Here is an 18,321-nt window from a genome sequence, read left to right as displayed (position 1 = left end):
TCGCCATCGTTGTCCAGCCGAACGCGTGAGGGTAGCCTTACCAGGAGTGATGCTGGTCCGGCGTCCGGTCGAAAGCGGCTGTCCTCAGAAACCCCAGCCGCCGCCCACGTTGCCGCGCCGAGTTGCGGCCGCGCGACGTTGTTCTGTCGCCGTGACCGGCGTGGGTCACGATCGAGCGGCGGCCGTACCGGTCGGGCTCGTCACCGGACATCTCTACAGTGGGCGGCACAGTGGAGCTGATGGAACGGGTCTGCGTCGACGCTGCGCAGGCCTTGTCGGCCTCCGGGGTCGGGGTGAGCCTGATGGCCTCCGACGGCACTCACGGCATGGCAGCGGCGTCCGACCCGGACACCGCGCGGATCGAGGAGCTGCAGTTCACCTTCGGGGAAGGCCCGTGCATCGACGCGGCCGCAGCCGGCCGCCCGGTGCTGGTGCCGGACCTGACCGATGGGGCGATGCGCCGATGGCCGATGTACGCCGCTGCGGTCCTGGACGAGGGGATCCGGGCGGTGTTCGCGTTTCCCCTGCAGGTCGGGGCGGCTCGCCTCGGCGTCCTCGACGTGTTCCGGGCCCGCTCCGGGGCGATGTCCAGACCGGAGCTGGGCCGGGCGCTGACGCTCGCCGACCAGGTCGTGACGACCTTGTTGGACGGTCAGGAACGAACCACCGGCACGGACGAGCTCGACGAGGCATTCGAGCACCGTGCCGCACTGTTCCAGGCCCAGGGCATGGTGATGGTTCAGTTGCGCACCTCCCTCGCGGAGGCGCTGGCGCGAATCCGGGCCTACGCCTACGCCACCGACCGGCCGTTGAGCGAGGTGGCCGCGGACATCCTCGCCCACCGGCTCCGCCTCGACACCGACCATCCATGAACAGTGGCACGAACACCGCACGAAAGGCCGGGAAGCCGTCATGACCACCGTATCCGAACAACGTCTGGCGACGATCTTCGTCGAGGTGGCCGACACCCTGGTCGGCGGGTTCGACCTGATCGAGTTCATGCAGATGCTCGCCGACCGCGTCGCCGGGCTGGTCACCGACACCACCGTCGGCCTGCTGCTTGCCGACGAGCAGGACCGGTTGCACTTCATGGCCGCCTCGGACGAGACGACCACACTGCTGGAGCTGCTGCAGCTGCAATGGCGGGACGGGCCATGCCTGGACGCATTCCGCGGCGCGGCGCCGGTCGTCAACGCCGATCTGTCCACCGCAAGCCCCCGCTGGCCACAGTTCGCGCGCTACGCCACCTCCGCCGGGTTCCGCTCGGTGCACGCGTTCCCGCTACGATTGCGCGACGACGTCATCGGCGCGATGGGCGTCTTCGGCACCGGCCGCAACGACCTCGACGACGCCGACGTGCAGATCGTGCAGGCACTGGCCGACGTCGCCGCGATCGGCCTGCTGCAGGAACGGGCGATCCACCACGGCGAGGTGCTCACCGAGCAGCTGCAGGGCGCGTTGAACAACCGAATCATCATCGAACAGGCCAAAGGGGCCGTCGCGCAGGCGCACCACGTTTCCGTCGACGCGGCCTTCGAGCTGATCCGGGCCCACGCCCGGCGCACCCACCGCCGCCTCAGCGACGTCGCCCTTCGCGTGCTCACCGACGTGACCAGCCTGCCCGACCTCACCGCTGATTGACCCGGTGCGCAGGCGCGACGACCTGCCCGCCGGACTGTGGAATGCCGCCGCGAGTACGTGCCCACGTGTAGGTGCCCCGCCGTGACACTCTCGAGGCTCAGCCGAGGGCGATCAGACCCTCGCCGACACCGTCGCGGATGTCAACGCCCAGCACGCCACCACCGTCGATGTCGTCACCCGGGTGGTGCAGGGCCACCCGGCGAAGGTCCTACTGGACGCCGCGAACGGCGCCGAACTCCTCGTGGTGGGCAGCCGCGGGCACGGCACGTTCACCGGGATCCTGCTCGGCTCGGTCAGCCAACACTGCGTGCAACACGCACCCTGCCCGGTCGTCGTCGTCCCGTCGCGCGTTCATGCCGAGAAGGCAGCATCATGAACCCGCGGCCTGGGGCGGCAGCGACCTACGGATGGTCGAACAGATCACCGGCCGGCTGACCCGGCCCCGGGCAATGCTACCGGCGGCACCTGAGGACGTGGCCGTTCTCGCCGCGGCCGGTGACGTAACCCCGGAAGACGGTAGGGCCGCTGATCCCCAGCAAGCCACTCTCCCCCCCAGCGGGCACGTCCTCCCAGCTTCCGTCGGCGCCGGCACGCACCACCCTCATCTGCTGGTAGGGCGGGCACTGCCCGACCGAATGCGGCCGCGGCGCTTCCGGGAAGCTGCGCGCGCTCGCGCAGGACGCCTCGCTCAGCCCGTAGCCCTCGGCCAGGATCGCCGTGCGCCCTCAACGGCGGGCAGCGGCTGGGGGCGCGCCTGCTGCCTCGGTGGGCCGCAGGACGAGGACGGCGTCGAGCAGGCCGTCGCGGGCGACCGCTTGGTGCGTAGGTCGATTCGGGCAGGCCCCGCGCCCTGAGCGGTACGGCTTCGATCGTGGCCAGGTCATCGGGCGCGGCGTAGTACGGCCACAGCAGGTCCCCGGTCATCGGGCGTACCTCACGACCGTGCGCTGCCGGCCGAGGTCGATCGCGCCGTCGTTGGTGGCGACGGCGGTCTCGACGACTTGGCCTCGTAGAGCTGGGTCTGCGGAAGCTGGACGTCACGCGCCGCGATGTCGTTGGTAACCACCATGCCCGCGACGTAGTCGGCGAGGTTGTCCGCGGTGACCGTCGTGCCGACCGGCATCTGGCGGCCGAAGACCAGTCCGATCTCCACCTCGTAGTCCAGCAGCCGCACGTGGCCGGGGCGGACCACGTCGTCGAACGGGCCGCTGATCGAGCCCGACGTCTTGCGGAAGAACGTCAACGGGACCGTCTCGGGCTTGCCGCCCGTGTCCTTGACGTGCGAGATGAAGTTCGTCGACGTGCGGGATGAAGTTCGTCATCTGGGCGACGACGCGGCAGGGCGCGTTGCGCGGGATCGCACGCGGCATCCACCCCGGCGATCCTCACTGGCAGTAGTCTTGATCCCGATCACGCAACATGCGTCACGCCACATCGCCATGGCCGTTGACATCATCAAAGACGGCGCGAAAGACGGCGCGCCGAGTGGTCGGTGCAGATGAATAACCTGCGAGGCAATTTTCCTGCGCCGGCATTGTCCGGATCAGGTGAATGGGGATCGCCGTCCAACCTCTCCGATCTTTCGGCCTCTCAGCTCCGCTGGGCTAATAGCTTCGCTCTCCCGCTTGTCCCGCAGGCACTCACATACGCTACGCCGGAAACCGGCAGGTGCAGGGTGAGAGCTCGGGTGAAGCTGATCCGAAAATGCAGGGTGAGGGGGCAGGCGGCAGCATCCCGGCGCAGCTGGGATGCTGCTTACTACGGGCCGGTCGGGCGGCTGGGGCGAGAGTGACGGTGTAGCCGAGGGCTTCGAACTGGCGGATGTGGTTGCGTTTGCGGCGTTCGGGATTGACGCGGGTGTCGTAGAAGCCTGGGCCGAGGTCGGTAAACCAGGCGCGGCTCGTCGGCCACCCCGGCCAGAGCGCTGGCGTCGCGGGCCCGCCGCCACTCGACGATGCGCGAGGAGTACAGCGCCCCTTCACTGAGCAGCAGGAGGCGAAACGTTGCTTCTGCCGCTACGCCATGGCGCTGCAGGCCAAGTCGCACAGGGCCACGAGCCGGACCGTCACACCGTCGGCGTCGACCCAGCCGGCCAGATCGTGCTGCGGCGGCTGCCATCCGCGGTCGATCGCCCCGTCCAGTAGTCCGTCGGCGTAGCTGGCCAGCGCTGCGAGCGTCGGCCGACGGCCGCGGATGCCGAGCAGGTCCCGCACCTCGGCTGCGTGCTGGTCGACCTGCGCCGACAGGCCGGGAATCGCAGCTGCTGCCGCGAGGCCGGCGGCGCCGATCCGCCGGTGGAGGCGGTCGAGCAGCATCTGCACGGTCGCGTGGTCGGCGCCCAGGTTCGAGGCGGGGATGCTCATGAAGTACGACCATAGAGAGGCCGTACCGGGACGAAAAGGCCGCAACCGCTCCTTTACCGGCATCATGACCGTTCGGCTACCGACCGACTGGCCGACCGGGCGAGTCGGGGACGATCCGCCGGACCCGGCAACCCGGTATGCCGGGACTGCCGGGTTGCTGCTCACCAGGGACGGCGGTGGCACGGCCCGGGAGGGTCGCAATCACCGCCGCAGTCGAGCACCCGCGCTACCGGGTCGCCGGCGGCCGTTGACCGGTCTGCGGAGGCACGGCCCGCGTGTCGTCGTCCGCCGCGGACGGTGCCGACGGCGGGCGGGCACGCTGGCCGACGGACTGGTCGCGGTACGCCGAAGACGCTTGCTGGCCGGCGGCGACCGGCGCGGCGGCGGGCCGCTGCTTTTCTGCCATCAGCCGCTCGGCGTCGCTCTGGCCGGCCGCGTACGCCTTCGGGAGTTCGGAGCGGCGGGCCGACTCTGTCTCCGCCCGGTCCAGCCATCGGTCCCAGCGCGCCTGCATCGGCTTCACCAGCCCGCCGCCGACGCCGACGATCAAGATGCCGGCTACGGTGGCGAGAACCGCGATCAGGACCGGGGTCGTGACAGTGGTCGCCACCCCGATCTGGTTGAGCGCGGCGATGACGCCGATACCGAGGATGAACACGAAGGCGATGTTCGCCACCGCGCGACCGTAGGAGAGTCCCCCCAATGCTGTGGACACGATGTCTTTCACCGCGGAGGCGATCGCCGCGGCGACCACGACGATCAGGATTGCGACAAAGAGCCGCGGCAGCCAGGCGATCACAGCCGTGATGAGCGTGGAAACCGCGTTCGGGCCCCAGATGTCGAACGCTATCCGCAGGGTGATCAGCAGCACCGCGTAGAAGACGAGCTGCGCGACGATGCCGGAGGCGTCGTAGCGGGACCGGGCAAGCGCCGTCTTGAGACCGCCGCGCTCCACGAGCCGGTCGAATCCCACACGCTCCAGCAACTTGTCGACCGCCGCGCGCAGCAGGCGAGCCACCAGATACCCGACGATCAGGACGACAATGAACGCGATCGCTCGGGGGAGGAAGGCAGCCGCGGACCGAAGCATGTTGCTGAGCGGGCTGCCGATGTCCACGCTCCGCACGGCGAGGTATCCGGACATCATGACTCCTCGGTTGTGGCCAGTAACTGGGCTAACGCATATACCCGATCAATCACCCGAAAACCACAAATCACCACACCAGCCCGTCACCCGGAGCACCCGGAACCGCAGCACACATGATGTGTCGTGGTGATCACCGAGGGTCGGCGACGTTGTTCGCGGGGCCGCGTCGCCTTCGGCGGAGTGCCACCTGGCGCTGCACGAACCGTTGGACTCCACCAGCTGGCTGGCCTGCCTGGCCGGTCATCCCGGCCGACTGTCTGCACGTGGTGCAGCGCCCTCGGTGCGAATCCACCAGGCTGGTCGCCACGTGCGCCGGGCCTCGGCTGAGGCAGAACGCGTGCAAACCACCGATTGAGCGTGGAGAGCACGCTGCCGGGGCCTGGAGCAACCGTTGCCGGCCCAATACTCAAGGCCAAATACCTTGCCCGAATGAAGTGCCTATATAGCCATAAAATTGGGCGTTTATCGCAGATCATAAAAGATCTCAGCAATATGGACCGAATTGGGCTGGCGCCCACTCCGGATGTGGGGCATCGTGGGGCTTGTGGCACAGACACCGCACAAGACCGACCAGGAACTGAAGACCGCCGTAATCGAGGAACTGCAATACACCCCGAGCGTCGACGCATCCGGCGTCGAAGTGCAGGTCAGCGACGGAACGGTGACGTTGTCCGGCGAGGTCGCCAGCCTGCCGGAACGGCTCGCGGCGAAGCACGCCGCCATCCGGGTCGGCGGCGTCAAGAATGTCACGAACAAGACCAACGTCCGCGCCCCCACGGCCCAGGGCATGAACGACCAGGACATCGCCCAAGCCGCCCGGCAGGTCCTTGCATGGGCAGTCGACGTCCCGCCCAACGCGGTCACCGCCCATGTTTGCGACCGCAAGGTCACCCTCTCGGGTGAGGTGACATGGGAGTACCAGCGCAACGCCGCAGTGCGGGCGGTCATGTACCTCAAGGGCGTGACGCAGATCAGCAACGAGATCTCGCTCGAGTCGCAGCCGCCGACCGCCGACACCAAGGCAGCGGCCGAGGCCGCGATGCGACGCAACGCCATGCTGAACCCGCGGTGGATCACGATCGACCTCGACGGATCCGAACTGACGCTGCACGGCAGCGTCGGGTCGTGGTCGGAGCTGCGCGAGGCGGAGCGATCCGCCTGGAGTGCCGCCGGCGTGACCAGCGTTCGGAACGAACTGCACATCGCGTCCTGACCCGGCTGTGATCAACGGCTGCGAGCGCATCCGCGCCCGCGGCCGTTCGCTGTCTCTACGCGCCGACGCTGGTCTCAGCGGCGCGCTGTGGTCCTCTCGGTTCCCGTCCCGTCTCCGGACCGGTCTGCGGCGTGGACGGCACGGTGGCGCGATCGGGTGATCTCCGTATCGGCCTCGGCGCGGTCGGCCCAGACGCCGTGCTCGGCGTCGATGGTCTTGCCCGGTTCGAGATCCTGGTAAATCTCGAAGAAGTGTTGGATCTCCAGCTTGTGGAACGTTTCCAGGTCGGGCAGGTCCACCAGGTAGGCCAGGCGCGGGTCGGCGGTCGGGACGCAGAGCACCTTCGGGTCCGGGCCTTTCGGGTCGAGCATGCGGAACATGCCGAATGCCCGGCAGCGGATCTGGCAGCCCGGAAAGGTCGGTTCCCGGACCAGCACGAGCGCATCGAGGGGTTCGGCGTCCTCGCCGAGCGTGTGCTCGATGAAGCCGTAGTCCTCCGGGTACTGGGTGGCGGTGAATAGGGTGCGGTCCAACCGGATCCGGCCGGTGCGGCGGTCCACCTCGTACTTGTTGCGCGTTCCCTTGGGACTCTCGACCGTCACGTCGAACTCCATACGCTCCGCCCTCGCATGCCTCTCCGCCACCGCCTCAACCGGGGAATCGTGCGGCGCTGCGGCCGGATCCGTTGACCGTCGCTCGCCGCGACGGCGCTTCCGACGGTACAGCGGCCGGCACCTCCACTCCCCCGGCAAACCCGTGACGCTGAGATCGCAGGAGTCGTCAGGAACGTCGACGAGGCATCCCGTCGTTCTCGTGCTGCAGGCGTAGAGTTGGCTCTGGGCACTCGAGACCCCGGTGACCGAAATGTGCACCGCCGACGGACCACGGTCGGCGCAGCGCGGACCGAGTCACGCCGACGCAAAGCGGCAGGTTTCCCATACCGGTCACCTCCCGGAGGCAGCCGCAGGTCGGGAGAGGGGCCAGTCATGTTCACCGCCGCCCAACGCGTCACCGTCGTTGCGCCAGGACCACCGACCCAGCCGCGGCTGTCGCTCACCGCCGTGCGGGCCACACGAGCCGTCCTCGACGGCGGGTGGTGGCCCCGCTCCAGGGACCCGGTGGCGGAACTGCCGGGGTTGATCCTGGCCCTGAACGAACGGTACGGACCGATCCGTCAACTGATGCTCAACAGCCACAGCTGGGATAGCCACTTCCGGCGCCTCGCGGTCGGCACCCGCGTGGTGCGGGCCGGGTGGTTCAGCACCGTCGACCCCGGCATGCTCATCGCCACCACCGAGCGCGGCGACCAGATCGACCTGCTCGTCGTGCCCCCCGAGGCCAACGCCGCCGCCGCAGCCATCGCCATGGCCACGGCCGCCGACCCGGCCAACCAACTGCACGCTCCGGCCATCCTCGCCGCGTCCCGCACCGCACCAGCCGCCGAACGCAATGAAGGCGTCGACCCCAGCACCGTTTGGGACAACGAAGGCGGCCACAGCGCCCGGGAGCCCTCGCGACGGCATGTCCCAGCCCAGTCGGCGAACGCCTCATGACCTGCGTTCGGAACCGCCGGTTCGGCCTGATCGAGGTTCCGCGGATGCTCGTCCCCAAGGAAGCTCGCCCCCGGCAAGATCGTCGTCACGGCCTGACGAGGGTCAGGTTGCGCTTGTGGCGCGTAGTGGTCGGCCGGCGTGGTGGAGGTGGTGCAGGGCCTGGGCGTAGGAGCGCAGCAGGGTGGTTCGCAGTACGACACGTCGTGCTGCTCGCAGGACGACCGCACGAGCGGCTGGGCCCCGCGCAGGTTCGGCCGGGGCATGCCCGGGAACAGGTGGTGCTCGATCTGGTAGTTCAAGCCGCCGAGGGCGAGGTCGACGAGCCATCCGCCGGGTTCGCCAGCGGGGCCGTGGAGCATGACGAACGTTGCCGCTGTGTCGTGCTCGGCGCTGCCGGTCAGGTCCCCGTGGTGGCCGGGGACGGTGGTCTGTGTGGCGCGGGCTGGGATCGTGGGGTCGGGGATGCCGGTCGCCGCCAGTCCAGTAGGACAGGTCGGCGCGCGAGGCGGGTTCGCCGGTTTCGGCGCGTCGGGCGTGGTCGGCTGCGGTGGCGAGTTCGGGGACCTGGTCTGCGGACACGGTGTGCAGCCGTGTGTCCTCCGCCGTGACGGCCGCGGTGATGCTCCAGATCTGGCGGGCCGACCGGTGTGCTCGTTGTTCTCGGTCATGCCGTCGGCTCGACCGAAGTGAGGAGGCCGACCCGGAGTCGGTTGAGGGACCCCCTCAACAGCCGGGAGACATGCATCTGCGAGATGCCGAGCTCGGCGGCGATGGCGGCCTGGGTCATCTCGTCGGAGAACCGCATGGCGAGGATGCGTCGCTCGCGCAGCGGCAGCGCCGCGACGAGCCGGCCGAGCTCCCCATGTGACAGCCGCTCATCGATGCGGGCAAAGCGTGGGTCGATACGGCCGATCAGATCGACAGGTTCGGTGCCGTCGTTGCCGGTGCAGGGCCCGTTGAGCGACTGCAGGCGGTACACCTGCGAGGCGATGATCGCGTCCGAGAGTACATCGACATCGACGCGCAGGTGTGCGGCGAGCTCGATGGCCGTCGGGGTGCGACCACGCAGTTGCTCGAGGTCGCCGGTCGCCTCTCGCACGCCGAGCACCAGTTCCTGCGTGGTGCGCGGGACACGCATGCCCCACGCGGTGTCCCGGAAATGCCGTTTGAGCGCGCCGACGATCGTCGGGACGGCGTAGCTGGCGAACGGTGCGAGCCGGTCCGGGTCGTAGCCGTCGACCGCTTTGACCAGTGCCAGCGCGGCGACCTGCGCGAGGTCGTCGGGGCGCTCGCCTCGGCCGGCGTAGCGCTGCGCCAGCCGGTTGGCCAGCGGCAGGTTCGCTTCGATCGCCCGTGCACGCAGCGGTTCCCGATCAGGATGACCGGCCGGTAGATTCCTGAGGGCACGGAGCAGCTGTTCCGTGGTCACCTCCCGGTCGGCCCGAAGACCTCTTTCTGCGGGAGCAGCAATGTGGACGGTCGGTGCCATGAGAAGAGCCATAGAAATCAACGCCCCCTTCGGGGTCAGGTCGCAGCGAGCGTTTGGGACGCTTCATCGCCGCGATGAGTGCGGTGAGGGTGACAGTGGCGAAGCCGACGCGGATGTTGCTGGCTCCGTAGGGGCAGTCACAGGACACCGTCGTGGACGGGACCGCTGCAGGATCGACCAAGGCGTGCGTACGGCGGCGGACCAGCACGGCGTGCTCGCCGGGCATGAAGAGCTTGATGATGACCGGTCGCGGATCTGGGGTCACGCCCAAGATCATGCCGCGACACCAAGACCGAGTCGCTCACGGCCGGGACCGTACGGGCTACGGTTCAGAGCCGCGGGTGGCTGCCGGTGTGGCGATGAGCCGGCCCGCGAGCACCTCGTACTGTGCAGCGCCCGCAGGCGAGCGCACGACTGGCCCACGAGGCCGGGACAGGCGAGCGGCCGTGGCGGGATCGATGAGGATCCGACGGATGGCGGTCGCCAAGGCGGCCGGGTTCCGATGCGGCACAAGCACTCCGCGCCCGTCACTGAGCGGTTCGACGGCGTGCGGGAAAGTGGTGGCGAGGACCAGGATGCTGCCGACGACCGTCTCGGTGAGCACGCCGGGGCCGAGAAACCCGTACCGGACAGCCATCTCGCACCTTCCGATCAGTGGACCGCCGACGGCGAAACGTCGGCTCACGCGGTCATGGCTCTCACTCGCCGGCGTGTGCGGCGGGCCGGTTGGGTCTCTTGGAAGGTCGAGGTTCGAACACGGACGGGCGACTACGCCCTGGCCGACGGGACCGGCTTTCCATTCGGTACCGCGGGCAGCTCCAATGGGTCCGAGCCGGCCGACGCAGACGGCGCGGCAGCGGTGGCCTCCCGCGCCAGGATGACAATTCATGCACATCGCACAAGAGGCGACCTCGATCAGTGGAACGCGTCCATCAACGACGGACTGTCGGCCACCAGGTTCCGGAGCAGCGCCTTCACCCTACGCCTGTTCACCCGATCGCACACGACCCGGAGACGAGCGAGCACCTCCCCCACGCCGCCGTCCTGATCGCCTCGCGCTACTGGGCGCCGGCGACACGCTAGGTCTCGTCGTGCAACGAGTGCGCAACGCATGATGCAGGCGCATGTCCTCGGCTGTCACCTGGTGGCGGCCGATGCGTGTCAGCCTGGCGAGCAGGTCCGGATCGGCTGGATCGTCGATCCGTTCGACGGTGGCGGCGGCCCCGAGGGCGGCGAGCACGACGGTGGCATGGTGCAGGACCGCACCGCAGCTGACGATCATCAACCGACCCTCCGGGTCGGTGGCGGTCAACTGGCTGGAGCGAACCGCGTGCAGTTCGAGGGTGTTGCCGCGGATGCGCCAGCGCCACGGCTGGGAGTTCTCGATCGACGGGGCCAGACACGCCACGCGGGCCGCCTCGTACAACACATCCCCGGCCGACAACGACGCCTGCCGCTGCATCTCACTCATGGTTGTGTCTCCAGGCCCTCGCGTTGCGGGGTGTTGAGAACTTCCGGCATGGGCAGCACCATCCGATCTCCTCGACGCCTTTACGGTCAGCGGAGGCGTATTGACCAACTGGTCGTTCGGGGGCCTCGTCAATTCGGCTACCGGCGCCCGCAGGTCCACGAGCCCCGTTGTCCCGGTCGCCGTCGACGGTGGTGATCGCGACCGGGGCGTGGCTCCGTCCCGGTTCAGGGTCGGGTCGCCCGGAGGAGTCTCACCTCCGGGCTCCCACGGAACGGAGCGTGACAGTCTCCTGTCACTCCGCTCGTGCCACCCTTGCCGTCATCGGAGGATTACGGGACCAGGCCCAGTGCGCGAAGTAGCGTGGGTGTTGCGTGATGAGGCGTTCCCACACGATTCGCGCCTTGCGGCGTGGTCGTAGCCGTCGGTACTTCTTGCGGGTCCAGCGCACCAGGTAGGAGTTGATACGCGCCAGGAGCGTGTAGAGCTCGGAGCGGTAGAACCGCCCGTAGTAGTTCATCCACCCGCGTACGACGGGGTTGATCATCTCGGCGAGTTCGGCCCAGTTCAAGTCCAACCGGCGGTGGATCTGCCATCGCCGGACGGTGCGGCTGAGTCGTTTGAGAGCGTCCTTGCTGATCGCCGGGAGGAACGCGGTGAACACGTCCCCTCGGCGGTCCTTGGCCCCGCGAGGACGGAACGTGTACCCGAGGAACGTGAACGAGGTGTCCGGGTGGACCCGTCGTCGGTTGGTGTCCTTGCAGTACACGATCCGGGTCTTGTCCGGGTGCAGCCGCAGCCCGACCTCAACCATCCTGTCCTCGATCGCCTGGCGCACGAAGCGCGCCTGGCGTTCGCTGGCGCAATGCACCACGGCGTCGTCGGCATAGCGTTCGAACGGCACGGACGGGAACGTCCGGGCCATCCACGTGTCGAACGCGTAGTGCAGGAACAGGTTCGCCAGCACGGGTGAGACCGCAGAACCTTGTGGGGTTCCGCGGTCTCGGGGTTGCAGGCTGCCGTCGGGCTGCTGCATGGGGGCGGTAAGCCACCGCTTGACATACAGCAGCACCCAGGGCAGGTCGGTGTTCGCCTCTACCGCCTTGATCATGAGGTCGTGGTCGACGCTGTCGAAGAACGCTTGGACGTCGAGGTCGACGACCCAGTCGTAGCGCCAGCACCGTTGTCGGCATGCCGTTACCGCGTCCAACGCCGACCGTCGCGGCCGGTATCCGTAGGAATCCGGGTGGAAGATCGGTTCGACCTTCTCCTCGATCCTGCGGGCCACCACCGTCTGCGCCACTCGATCACCCACGGTAGGCACTCCGAGCGTCCTGACCCCTCCATGCGATTTCGGTATCTGCACCGCTTTCACCGGGGGCGGGCAGTAGCTTCCTGAGGACATTCGATTCCAGATCTTGTACAGATTGCTTTTCAGGTCTTTCTCGAACTCCCCCAGGCTGATCTCGTCAACCCCCGGCGCTCCCTTGTTCGCTTTGACTCTTTCGTACGCCTCCCAGACTTCCCACTTCAAAATTTCGTACGGTTTCTCTGATAACGTCAGCTCGCTCCTCGCAGCTCCTCCCGGGAACGCTTCCCTCCCGGTTGACCAGACGAACCAACTGCGGATGGCCCGGCCCCTTCGCTCCACCCCGATTACCGGGGCTTCTCCCCTACTACGAGCCGGTCCGCCAGCGCGTCTCGCGACGGTACTCACACCTCACGGGCACATCCCGCTCGGCTACTCCCTCTCGCCCGATTGCCGGGACGCTGTCGAGACCCGCCTTCCCACGTTCCATGCAAGAGCCGCAGATCAGGCTCATGCCGCCTCCATGCCGGGCACCGTCTGGCCAGTCATCGGGCATCCGCCAGACTCATCCCGCAGCCAATAACCAGGACCACGGTTTTGATGCCACTTCAAACGTAACGACACGTCAACAGCGGTTCGGGTTCACTCATCTTCCTGATCCCCACCTGACACCTCTTTCGGCGCCTTTTCCACATCGCTCACCACGACGGTCTTCAGCCAACGCAGCATGTGGTGGTTTGAAGCCTCCCCCCGAAGGGCGGCTCCGAAGGGCCAACCTTCATCTCTTGCACAGCATCGATTCCTGAAAATCGCTCCCACCTACATTGCGATCACCATTCCTCGTTCGTGGCACACGTCATTGCGTTCTCGGGTAACCGCTGGTCACGGCGGTAATCAGGTCGTGTGAGCGGCGATTGGCCTGGCGGATGGCGCGGGCGATGTTGGTCGCGCCGGTGGTGCGGTGCCAGCCGATCGCGGTGTTACGCAGGGTGGCCATGACGGCTGGTCCGTTGCTGGTTCGGGCTTGGTGCAGGTCTTCACGGAACGTCACGTCACGGACGTGGTGGATCATGTTCTCGATGTGCCAGTGCCTGCGGATCCAGGTCTGCAGGTCGCGGGGCAGGGCTTGACCGGTGGGTAGTGACACGGTCAGGTAGGCGGTTTCGCGGCTGGTCTTGCCAGCGACGATACGGGTGCGGGTGATCCGGACGGCCTGCTGCGCGTATGGGAACGCGATGCCGCCGGGCGTGCGAACGGTGACGGCTTTTGACGGTGCGGGTCTCGCGGCGGCCGTGACCGCGGTCGCGGGTGCGGTCCCCGACGGGAATCTGCGCCCAGGGCAGTCGTTTGAGCTGGTTGAACAGGGTTGGCTGGTTGGCTTTCACCTGGACCATGAGGTGTGCTTGGCGGGCGGTGACCTCGTCGGCGTGACGGGTCTGGGTGTGCAGGGCGGCGGCGATGAACAGCACTCCGGCGAGGGTGCCGAGCACCGTCTCGACGGCGTCCAGCAGCGGCGCGAACGCGGGGATCTCGTTCGACTTCGCGTCCACGGCAACCTGGGCGAGCACGACGCCGGTGCCGGCGTCCAGCGCGGACAGCAGATGGACGTGACGGCCGTCCTCTCGGCGGGCGCCGTCGGGTAGCCCCGGCGCATTACTGCGCCGGGGCCCCCTCAGAACCGGACGTGCGAGTTGTCCCCGCATCCGGCTCAAGCAAGTCCCGTAGGGCGTCGCAGGGTGTAGGGCGCAGGGCTTGGTGCTGTGGGTGTATCCGGTGGCAGTCGGCGTCGTCGTCGCTGTCGCCAGTAGTAGGTCAAGGTCGGGTCGTCCGGGGACGCCTCGGCGTTGACCATCTGGTGGCGGCGGATGGGTGTCCAGGACAAGCGGGTCAGGCAGGCGCCGGTCTCCCGGTCGCCGAAGAGCCATCGGTCTTGCCTGGTCGGGTGGAACCGTCCGAAGTAGCGGCTCACGATCCATCGGTAGGACTTCGTCTCGTGCCGGTGTTTGGCCCACTTGAGCATCGTCCGCACCAGCGCGGAGTCGATGTCGTTGAAGACCTTCTTGGACACGACCGTGCGGTAGTACGCGGCCCAGCCCCGCAGGCTCGGGTTGAGTCTGCGGATCACCGCCAGTGGGTTCGCGCCGTAGAGGCTGCGGACTTCGGACCGCAGCCGGGCACGGAACCGTTTGACGGCCGCCTTCGACGGGGTGATCAGCAGCTTCCCCGGACTGCGGTAGTGGCGGACGGTGAAGCCGAGCAAGTCGAACCCTTCGGACAGGTGCACGATGCGTGTCTTGTCCTCGTTGAACGTCAGTCCTCGCGGTGCCAGCCACTGGGTGAGGCGTTCCTGGACCTGGATGGCCTGCTCCCGGGTGGAGCAGAGCGCGACCAGGTCGTCGGCGTATCTGACCACGACCGGGGTTCCGGGAACCGACCATCCCCGTCGGGACGGAGCGGTCTGCTGCCGGGCCCCGGCTGCTGTTTCGATCCCGTGCAGGGCGATGTTCATCAGCAACGGACTGATCACCCCGCCCTGGGGAGTGCCTTCCTCGGTCGGGGCGTATCGCCGGTTCTCGACCACGCCTGCCCTCAGCCACCGGGCGACCGATTCCCTGGCGGGGAACCCGTGCAGGTGACCCAAGAGCCGGTCGTGGTCGATCCGGTCGAACGCCGCCGTCAGGTCCGCGTCGAGGATCCAGGCCCGTTCGGGTTCTTGCCCTTGCAGACGGCGAAGATCGCTTCGATCGCGTCATGACAGCCCTGGCCGGGCCGGAAGCCGTAGCTCCTGGACTCGAACCGTGCCTCCCATTCAGGCTCCAGCGCATTGAGCACCACGGCTTGCGCCGCGCGATCGGCGATCACGGGGATGCCGAGCGGGCGCTGCTTGCCGTTGGCCTTCGGGATGTAGATCCGGCGGACGGGCAGAGCCAGCGGCCGACATCCGCGCCGTTGGACCCACCGGGCCAGTTCCACCCGCACGGATCTGATCAACGCGGTCCGGCCGTCAATTCCGGCCGTCCCCCGCCCCTGGTTGATCTGCGCCACCCGGCGCGTGCTGAGCAACGCGTTCGCCCGGGACCGCAGCATCAACCGTTGCAGGCTACGCACCTTGCGGTGCTCACCCGCCTTCGACGCCGTGAAGATCCGCTGCCGCAGCCGCCGTACTTCCTCCTCGACCCGGGTCCAGTCCACCTGGTTCCAGTCCTCGGGAAAGTCCCGCGGTCCGTTCACCGCCGAGGCGGCGTCCAACGTCCCCGCAGGTGCTGACGTCACATGCATCATCATCTCCACAGACTCACCTGACCCGCGTGGGCTCCCTCTCGGGCCGAGCACGACGCTCGTATCCGGCCGGTTCAACACCACACGGCCAGGAGGTGACCGTGTCCGTGGTGCCTTTCCCGTCGCCTTTCGACGCACCGGCATTCGCTTCTCGGGTCATCCTGTCCCCGGCCGGGCTTCTGCCTTCCTCACGGTCGGCATACCGGCCAGCAGGGCCGGACCCGGACGGGATTCCCACGTTCCGCATGCATGAGACACGGACGGATTGGGCGCCCTCTGTACCCCGGGGACGATGGTGCTCACCCGGCGACGCTGCGTTCCATCGCCGGCATCCGCCGCTTCTCAACGGCAAGTCCCTGACCTCGGCCCGGTGGCGCGTCCCTCCTACCCGGACCTTCAAGATGACGAGGCATCAACCAAGGGTTCACTCACGTTCGCCCGCCCGTCCTTCTCCTCGCCCGTAGCCCTCGGGAGGAACGAGGACCCTTCGGCTTGAACCCTGGGCTCCGCACCCCGCAGTTACCCGCGACGCACGCCAGGGAGGAGACCGGCCACCGAGCACGGACCGGAGATCACGTCACCACAACGGGCACCTCCTGCACCGTGATCCACTCACACACATGCGACCTCGTGTCGCACTCGCAGGGTCTTGCCGTCCACCGCGATGACGGTGCGGTACCGGCGAACAGACGGCGGGTTCGGCGGGCCGGTCCGGGCGTGCAGCCAGCCGGCCAGGACCCTCGACAGGATCTCGGCATCGAGCCGGATCAACAGCCGCCACACCGTCGTGCCGGCGGGCACGCCGCCGACGAAACCGAGGCGGGTACGGGCGTGTTCGTCGAGGTCATGGAGTTAGTCGATGATCGCCGCGAACGTTGAGGCCCCTGCCATGACCGCGCACACCGCGACGGTGAGCACCGCGGACAGCGGGTACCGGATCCCGCGTGGGTCGCGCGGATCCGGGACCTTCGACAGCACGGTCAGCAGGCCGTTGCGCTCACCATCAGTGATCGGAGCGGGCGGAACGGCGGCGCGGGGTGTCGTGACGGTCAGTGCGGCAATGAGCGATGATGCCATCGGCGGGTGAGGTCCTCGGGGCTTCGTGTGGCGTAGAGAACTTCATGATCACCGACGTGATCTCACCCGCCCCCCTTCGTCTCCAAAGAGGCCACCCACCCCGGCGAAACCCCAGCTCAAAGGCCCGCCCTCAGACTACGGAATCGCCCTGGTTCACCTCGCACGCCATCGGTTTCCTCGGACCCACCGACACCCCTACCGCGCAACTGCGCCCCGTTTGTGCGGCTCGCGACGATCGGGGCGACCACGCCAGCGCCGATCCAATCCACGAGTCGAACCACGACCACAGAATGAGTCACCGTCCACACGCTTGAAGGAACGACTCTTCGTCGATATGGTCGAACGCATGCATCCCTGCTTCTTGCAGGGATGCTATGGGTGGGGGTTCACATCCCCCCTTTGACACGCAGGAGTCCGCGTAGATCGTGGATTCAGAGCGGTCGCAGCCGAGCCGCACTCGGCGGTCCCGGGTGACAGTTGATCACTGCGGGAGTCATTCAAGCTGCTCACGCACCGCAGACAGCAGTGATGTGACCTTACTCGTTCGGAGCGGCTGGCCGCTGTCGCGTAGCGCGGCCGCGAACGTGTCTCTGGTGATCGGTTTGCCGGCGGCGAGCAGTTATTGGTATGTGTGCGCTGCCGGTTCGAGCAAAGGCTGCAGGTCGATCGGTAGGGACGCTGCAGCGTCTCGTGACATTCCGGTGATGGCGGGCGGTCGGTCCGGTTGAATGGGTCGACAAACCGGTCGCTGACTCACCCGTTTCCCCTGCGCACCGGCTTCAAGCGATCTGACGGTCGACCTCGAGGTGGCCGCGTCTGCACGGTCGTGTCCGGGGATGACCGCCCGTCCGATCGAGGCGTTGGTCGGTTGCAGTGAACCGGGCGGGGTGGCCATCGTCGGTAGCGCATCGGTCTGCTGTTGTGGTGCGGGCGGTGGCGTAGTGGTGATGGCGCGGACCTGGGAGGCGATGTCGAGGAGGCTGAGGGTGAAGACGGCGACGATGCCGTCGACGCTGATCGGGAGCAGGTAGACGACCTGCCAGCTTTCGCCGTAGCGTTCGGCGACGCCGACCATGTGCAGGTAGCTGGTGATGCCGGCGATGATGGCGATGGCGACCGTGGCGACGATGCGGATGCCGCCGAGGAGGCGGTTGCGGATCGGGACTCGGGTCATGACCTCGATCGCGGCGTACAGGGCGAGCGGTGACCAGGCGGCGATGCTGCGGGCGACAGGGTCGGGTGCGGCGTGCAGGACGTTCGCGGCCATGCTGGCGATGAGGGCGACGGCGAGCGCACCGCGCAGCGTCCACTGCATCCGTCGTAGCCGCTGCAGCTGCGCGCCGGGTTCCACAACGGCTTCGATTGCCGCAGCCGCGGGCGTCGTGGTGTCGGTCATGCGGCGTCATCCTCATGGCCCTCGGTGCCGTCAAGGACCGCCTCGATGGCGGCGACGGTGGCGGCCTCGGGCTGTTCGTCGATGTCTGCCAGTGCGGTCCGGAGCTGCTGGTAGCGGTGGTGCGCTTCGTAGGTGGCGCCGAGTGCGGCGAACGCCTCGATGGCGGCTCGGGCGAGGGCGTCGCTGTGCGGGTCGATGTCGGCGGCGGCGTCCAACAATGCGGCCGCCTCGGCCGGTTGGGTGATCGCGACAAGGGCGGCGAGGCGCTGCCGGGCGGTGATTCCCTGCTGACGGCATCGTTCGCGGGGCGCTTCGAGCCACGGCTGCGTCGCGGTGCCGCCGAGGTCGCCGGTGTGCAGGGCGATGGCGGCACGAAGCGACGCCGC

23 protein-coding genes, 1 pseudogene and 1 riboswitch are annotated in these 18,321 nt (G+C 68.1%); of the genes and pseudogenes, 6 read left to right on the top strand and 18 right to left on the bottom strand.

Annotated features, from left to right (window positions below):
- Positions 1–239 precede the first annotated feature (239 nt).
- The 3 genes from ACFY3L_RS44565 (at position 240) to ACFY3L_RS44555 (ending at position 2,017) form a co-directional block, all read left to right on the top strand.
- Positions 240–872 (top strand): GAF and ANTAR domain-containing protein, encoded by a 633-nt coding sequence (locus ACFY3L_RS44565; RefSeq protein ID WP_360559741.1) that lies wholly within the window; start codon positions 240–242, stop codon positions 870–872.
- Between the two features lie 40 nt (positions 873–912).
- Positions 913–1,641 (top strand): GAF and ANTAR domain-containing protein, encoded by a 729-nt coding sequence (locus ACFY3L_RS44560; protein WP_363412472.1) that lies wholly within the window; start codon positions 913–915, stop codon positions 1,639–1,641.
- Positions 1,642–1,822: 181 nt separating this feature from the next.
- The gene (locus tag ACFY3L_RS44555) at positions 1,823–2,017 is read left to right on the top strand and encodes a universal stress protein (protein WP_360559739.1); all 195 of its coding nucleotides are present in this window, start codon (positions 1,823–1,825) and stop codon (positions 2,015–2,017) included.
- A gap of 76 nt (positions 2,018–2,093) precedes the next feature.
- On the opposite strand, the gene ACFY3L_RS44550 is transcribed toward ACFY3L_RS44555, so the two are convergent.
- Together ACFY3L_RS44550 and ACFY3L_RS44545 are read right to left on the bottom strand one after the other, a co-directional pair.
- A complete protein-coding gene (locus ACFY3L_RS44550; protein WP_389339416.1) occupies positions 2,094–2,351 on the bottom strand; it encodes an AMP-binding protein in 258 nt (85 codons plus the stop codon).
- A 224-nt stretch (positions 2,352–2,575) separates the two neighbouring features.
- Entirely contained in the window at positions 2,576–2,884 is a 309-nt protein-coding gene (locus ACFY3L_RS44545; RefSeq protein ID WP_389339189.1) for a fumarylacetoacetate hydrolase family protein, read from the bottom strand.
- Positions 2,885–2,927: 43 nt separating this feature from the next.
- Between ACFY3L_RS44545 and ACFY3L_RS44540 the strand changes: the two genes are divergently transcribed.
- Complete coding sequence (locus ACFY3L_RS44540) at positions 2,928–3,143, top strand: hypothetical protein (RefSeq protein ID WP_389339187.1); 216 nt, start codon at positions 2,928–2,930, stop codon at positions 3,141–3,143.
- Between the two features lies 1 nt (position 3,144).
- Positions 3,145–3,274, bottom strand: a riboswitch (TPP riboswitch).
- A 382-nt stretch (positions 3,275–3,656) separates the two neighbouring features.
- Here the strand turns inward: ACFY3L_RS44540 and ACFY3L_RS44535 are convergent.
- Positions 3,657–4,004 carry a DUF6401 family natural product biosynthesis protein gene (locus ACFY3L_RS44535; protein ID WP_389339185.1) on the bottom strand — a complete coding sequence of 116 codons (348 nt, stop codon included), beginning with the start codon at positions 4,002–4,004 and terminating at the stop codon, positions 3,657–3,659.
- A gap of 226 nt (positions 4,005–4,230) precedes the next feature.
- Positions 4,231–5,148, bottom strand: coding sequence for a hypothetical protein (locus ACFY3L_RS44530; protein ID WP_389339414.1), 918 nt, complete (start codon positions 5,146–5,148; stop codon positions 4,231–4,233).
- Between the two features lie 547 nt (positions 5,149–5,695).
- Between ACFY3L_RS44530 and ACFY3L_RS44525 the strand changes: the two genes are divergently transcribed.
- A complete protein-coding gene (locus ACFY3L_RS44525) occupies positions 5,696–6,364 on the top strand; it encodes a BON domain-containing protein (protein ID WP_360559737.1) in 669 nt (222 codons plus the stop codon).
- A 74-nt stretch (positions 6,365–6,438) separates the two neighbouring features.
- Here ACFY3L_RS44525 and ACFY3L_RS44520 read toward each other — a convergent pair whose 3' ends face one another.
- A complete protein-coding gene (locus ACFY3L_RS44520) occupies positions 6,439–6,978 on the bottom strand; it encodes an inorganic diphosphatase (protein ID WP_389339183.1) in 540 nt (179 codons plus the stop codon).
- Between the two features lie 372 nt (positions 6,979–7,350).
- Here ACFY3L_RS44520 and ACFY3L_RS44515 point away from each other — a divergent pair, with 372 nt between their 5' ends.
- Positions 7,351–7,917 carry a DUF5994 family protein gene (locus ACFY3L_RS44515; RefSeq protein WP_389339181.1) on the top strand — a complete coding sequence of 189 codons (567 nt, stop codon included), beginning with the start codon at positions 7,351–7,353 and terminating at the stop codon, positions 7,915–7,917.
- A 102-nt stretch (positions 7,918–8,019) separates the two neighbouring features.
- On the opposite strand, the pseudogene ACFY3L_RS44510 reads toward ACFY3L_RS44515, so the two are convergent.
- The 13 genes and pseudogenes from ACFY3L_RS44510 to ACFY3L_RS44450 all read right to left on the bottom strand — a co-directional run.
- A pseudogene (locus ACFY3L_RS44510) lies at positions 8,020–8,585 on the bottom strand (fatty acid desaturase).
- Complete coding sequence (locus tag ACFY3L_RS44505) at positions 8,582–9,406, bottom strand: sigma-70 family RNA polymerase sigma factor (RefSeq protein ID WP_389339179.1); 825 nt, start codon at positions 9,404–9,406, stop codon at positions 8,582–8,584. Before ACFY3L_RS44505 ends, ACFY3L_RS44510 begins: the two are co-directional and overlap by 4 nt.
- Positions 9,407–9,728: 322 nt before the next feature.
- The gene (locus tag ACFY3L_RS44500) at positions 9,729–10,043 is read right to left on the bottom strand and encodes a hypothetical protein (RefSeq protein ID WP_360559734.1); all 315 of its coding nucleotides are present in this window, start codon (positions 10,041–10,043) and stop codon (positions 9,729–9,731) included.
- A gap of 342 nt (positions 10,044–10,385) precedes the next feature.
- Entirely contained in the window at positions 10,386–10,877 is a 492-nt protein-coding gene (locus ACFY3L_RS44495) for a hypothetical protein (RefSeq protein WP_389339177.1), read from the bottom strand.
- 292 nt (positions 10,878–11,169) lie between these two features.
- The gene (gene ltrA / locus ACFY3L_RS44490; RefSeq protein ID WP_389339175.1) at positions 11,170–12,408 is read right to left on the bottom strand and encodes a group II intron reverse transcriptase/maturase; all 1,239 of its coding nucleotides are present in this window, start codon (positions 12,406–12,408) and stop codon (positions 11,170–11,172) included.
- A gap of 631 nt (positions 12,409–13,039) precedes the next feature.
- Complete coding sequence (locus tag ACFY3L_RS44485) at positions 13,040–13,255, bottom strand: hypothetical protein (RefSeq protein WP_389339173.1); 216 nt, start codon at positions 13,253–13,255, stop codon at positions 13,040–13,042.
- A complete protein-coding gene (locus ACFY3L_RS44480) occupies positions 13,236–13,886 on the bottom strand; it encodes an ISAs1 family transposase (RefSeq protein ID WP_389339171.1) in 651 nt (216 codons plus the stop codon). Before ACFY3L_RS44480 ends, ACFY3L_RS44485 begins: the two co-directional genes overlap by 20 nt.
- Before the next feature lie 5 nt (positions 13,887–13,891).
- The gene (locus tag ACFY3L_RS44475) at positions 13,892–14,842 is read right to left on the bottom strand and encodes a group II intron maturase-specific domain-containing protein (protein ID WP_389339412.1); all 951 of its coding nucleotides are present in this window, start codon (positions 14,840–14,842) and stop codon (positions 13,892–13,894) included.
- 17 nt (positions 14,843–14,859) lie between these two features.
- Positions 14,860–15,468 (bottom strand): reverse transcriptase N-terminal domain-containing protein, encoded by a 609-nt coding sequence (locus ACFY3L_RS44470; RefSeq protein WP_389339410.1) that lies wholly within the window; start codon positions 15,466–15,468, stop codon positions 14,860–14,862.
- 606 nt (positions 15,469–16,074) lie between these two features.
- Positions 16,075–16,263, bottom strand: a complete 189-nt coding sequence (locus tag ACFY3L_RS44465) for a hypothetical protein (RefSeq protein ID WP_389339169.1) — start codon at positions 16,261–16,263, stop codon at positions 16,075–16,077.
- A 51-nt stretch (positions 16,264–16,314) separates the two neighbouring features.
- Complete coding sequence (locus tag ACFY3L_RS44460) at positions 16,315–16,539, bottom strand: transposase family protein (RefSeq protein WP_389339167.1); 225 nt, start codon at positions 16,537–16,539, stop codon at positions 16,315–16,317.
- Between the two features lie 619 nt (positions 16,540–17,158).
- Positions 17,159–17,935: a DUF2637 domain-containing protein gene (locus ACFY3L_RS44455; protein ID WP_389339165.1), complete on the bottom strand. Its 777-nt coding sequence runs from the start codon at positions 17,933–17,935 to the stop codon at positions 17,159–17,161.
- Positions 17,932–18,321 (bottom strand): BTAD domain-containing putative transcriptional regulator (locus ACFY3L_RS44450; RefSeq protein WP_389339163.1); only part of this gene is annotated, 390 nt, incomplete at its 5' end. The genes ACFY3L_RS44455 and ACFY3L_RS44450, both read right to left, overlap by 4 nt.

The sequence above is a fragment of the Dactylosporangium sp. NPDC000521 genome (genome assembly GCF_042898305.1).
Lineage (GTDB): Bacteria > Actinomycetota > Actinomycetes > Mycobacteriales > Micromonosporaceae > Dactylosporangium.
Note: the sequence above shows the minus strand (reverse complement) of the source record. Positions and strands in the feature narration are given on the sequence as shown.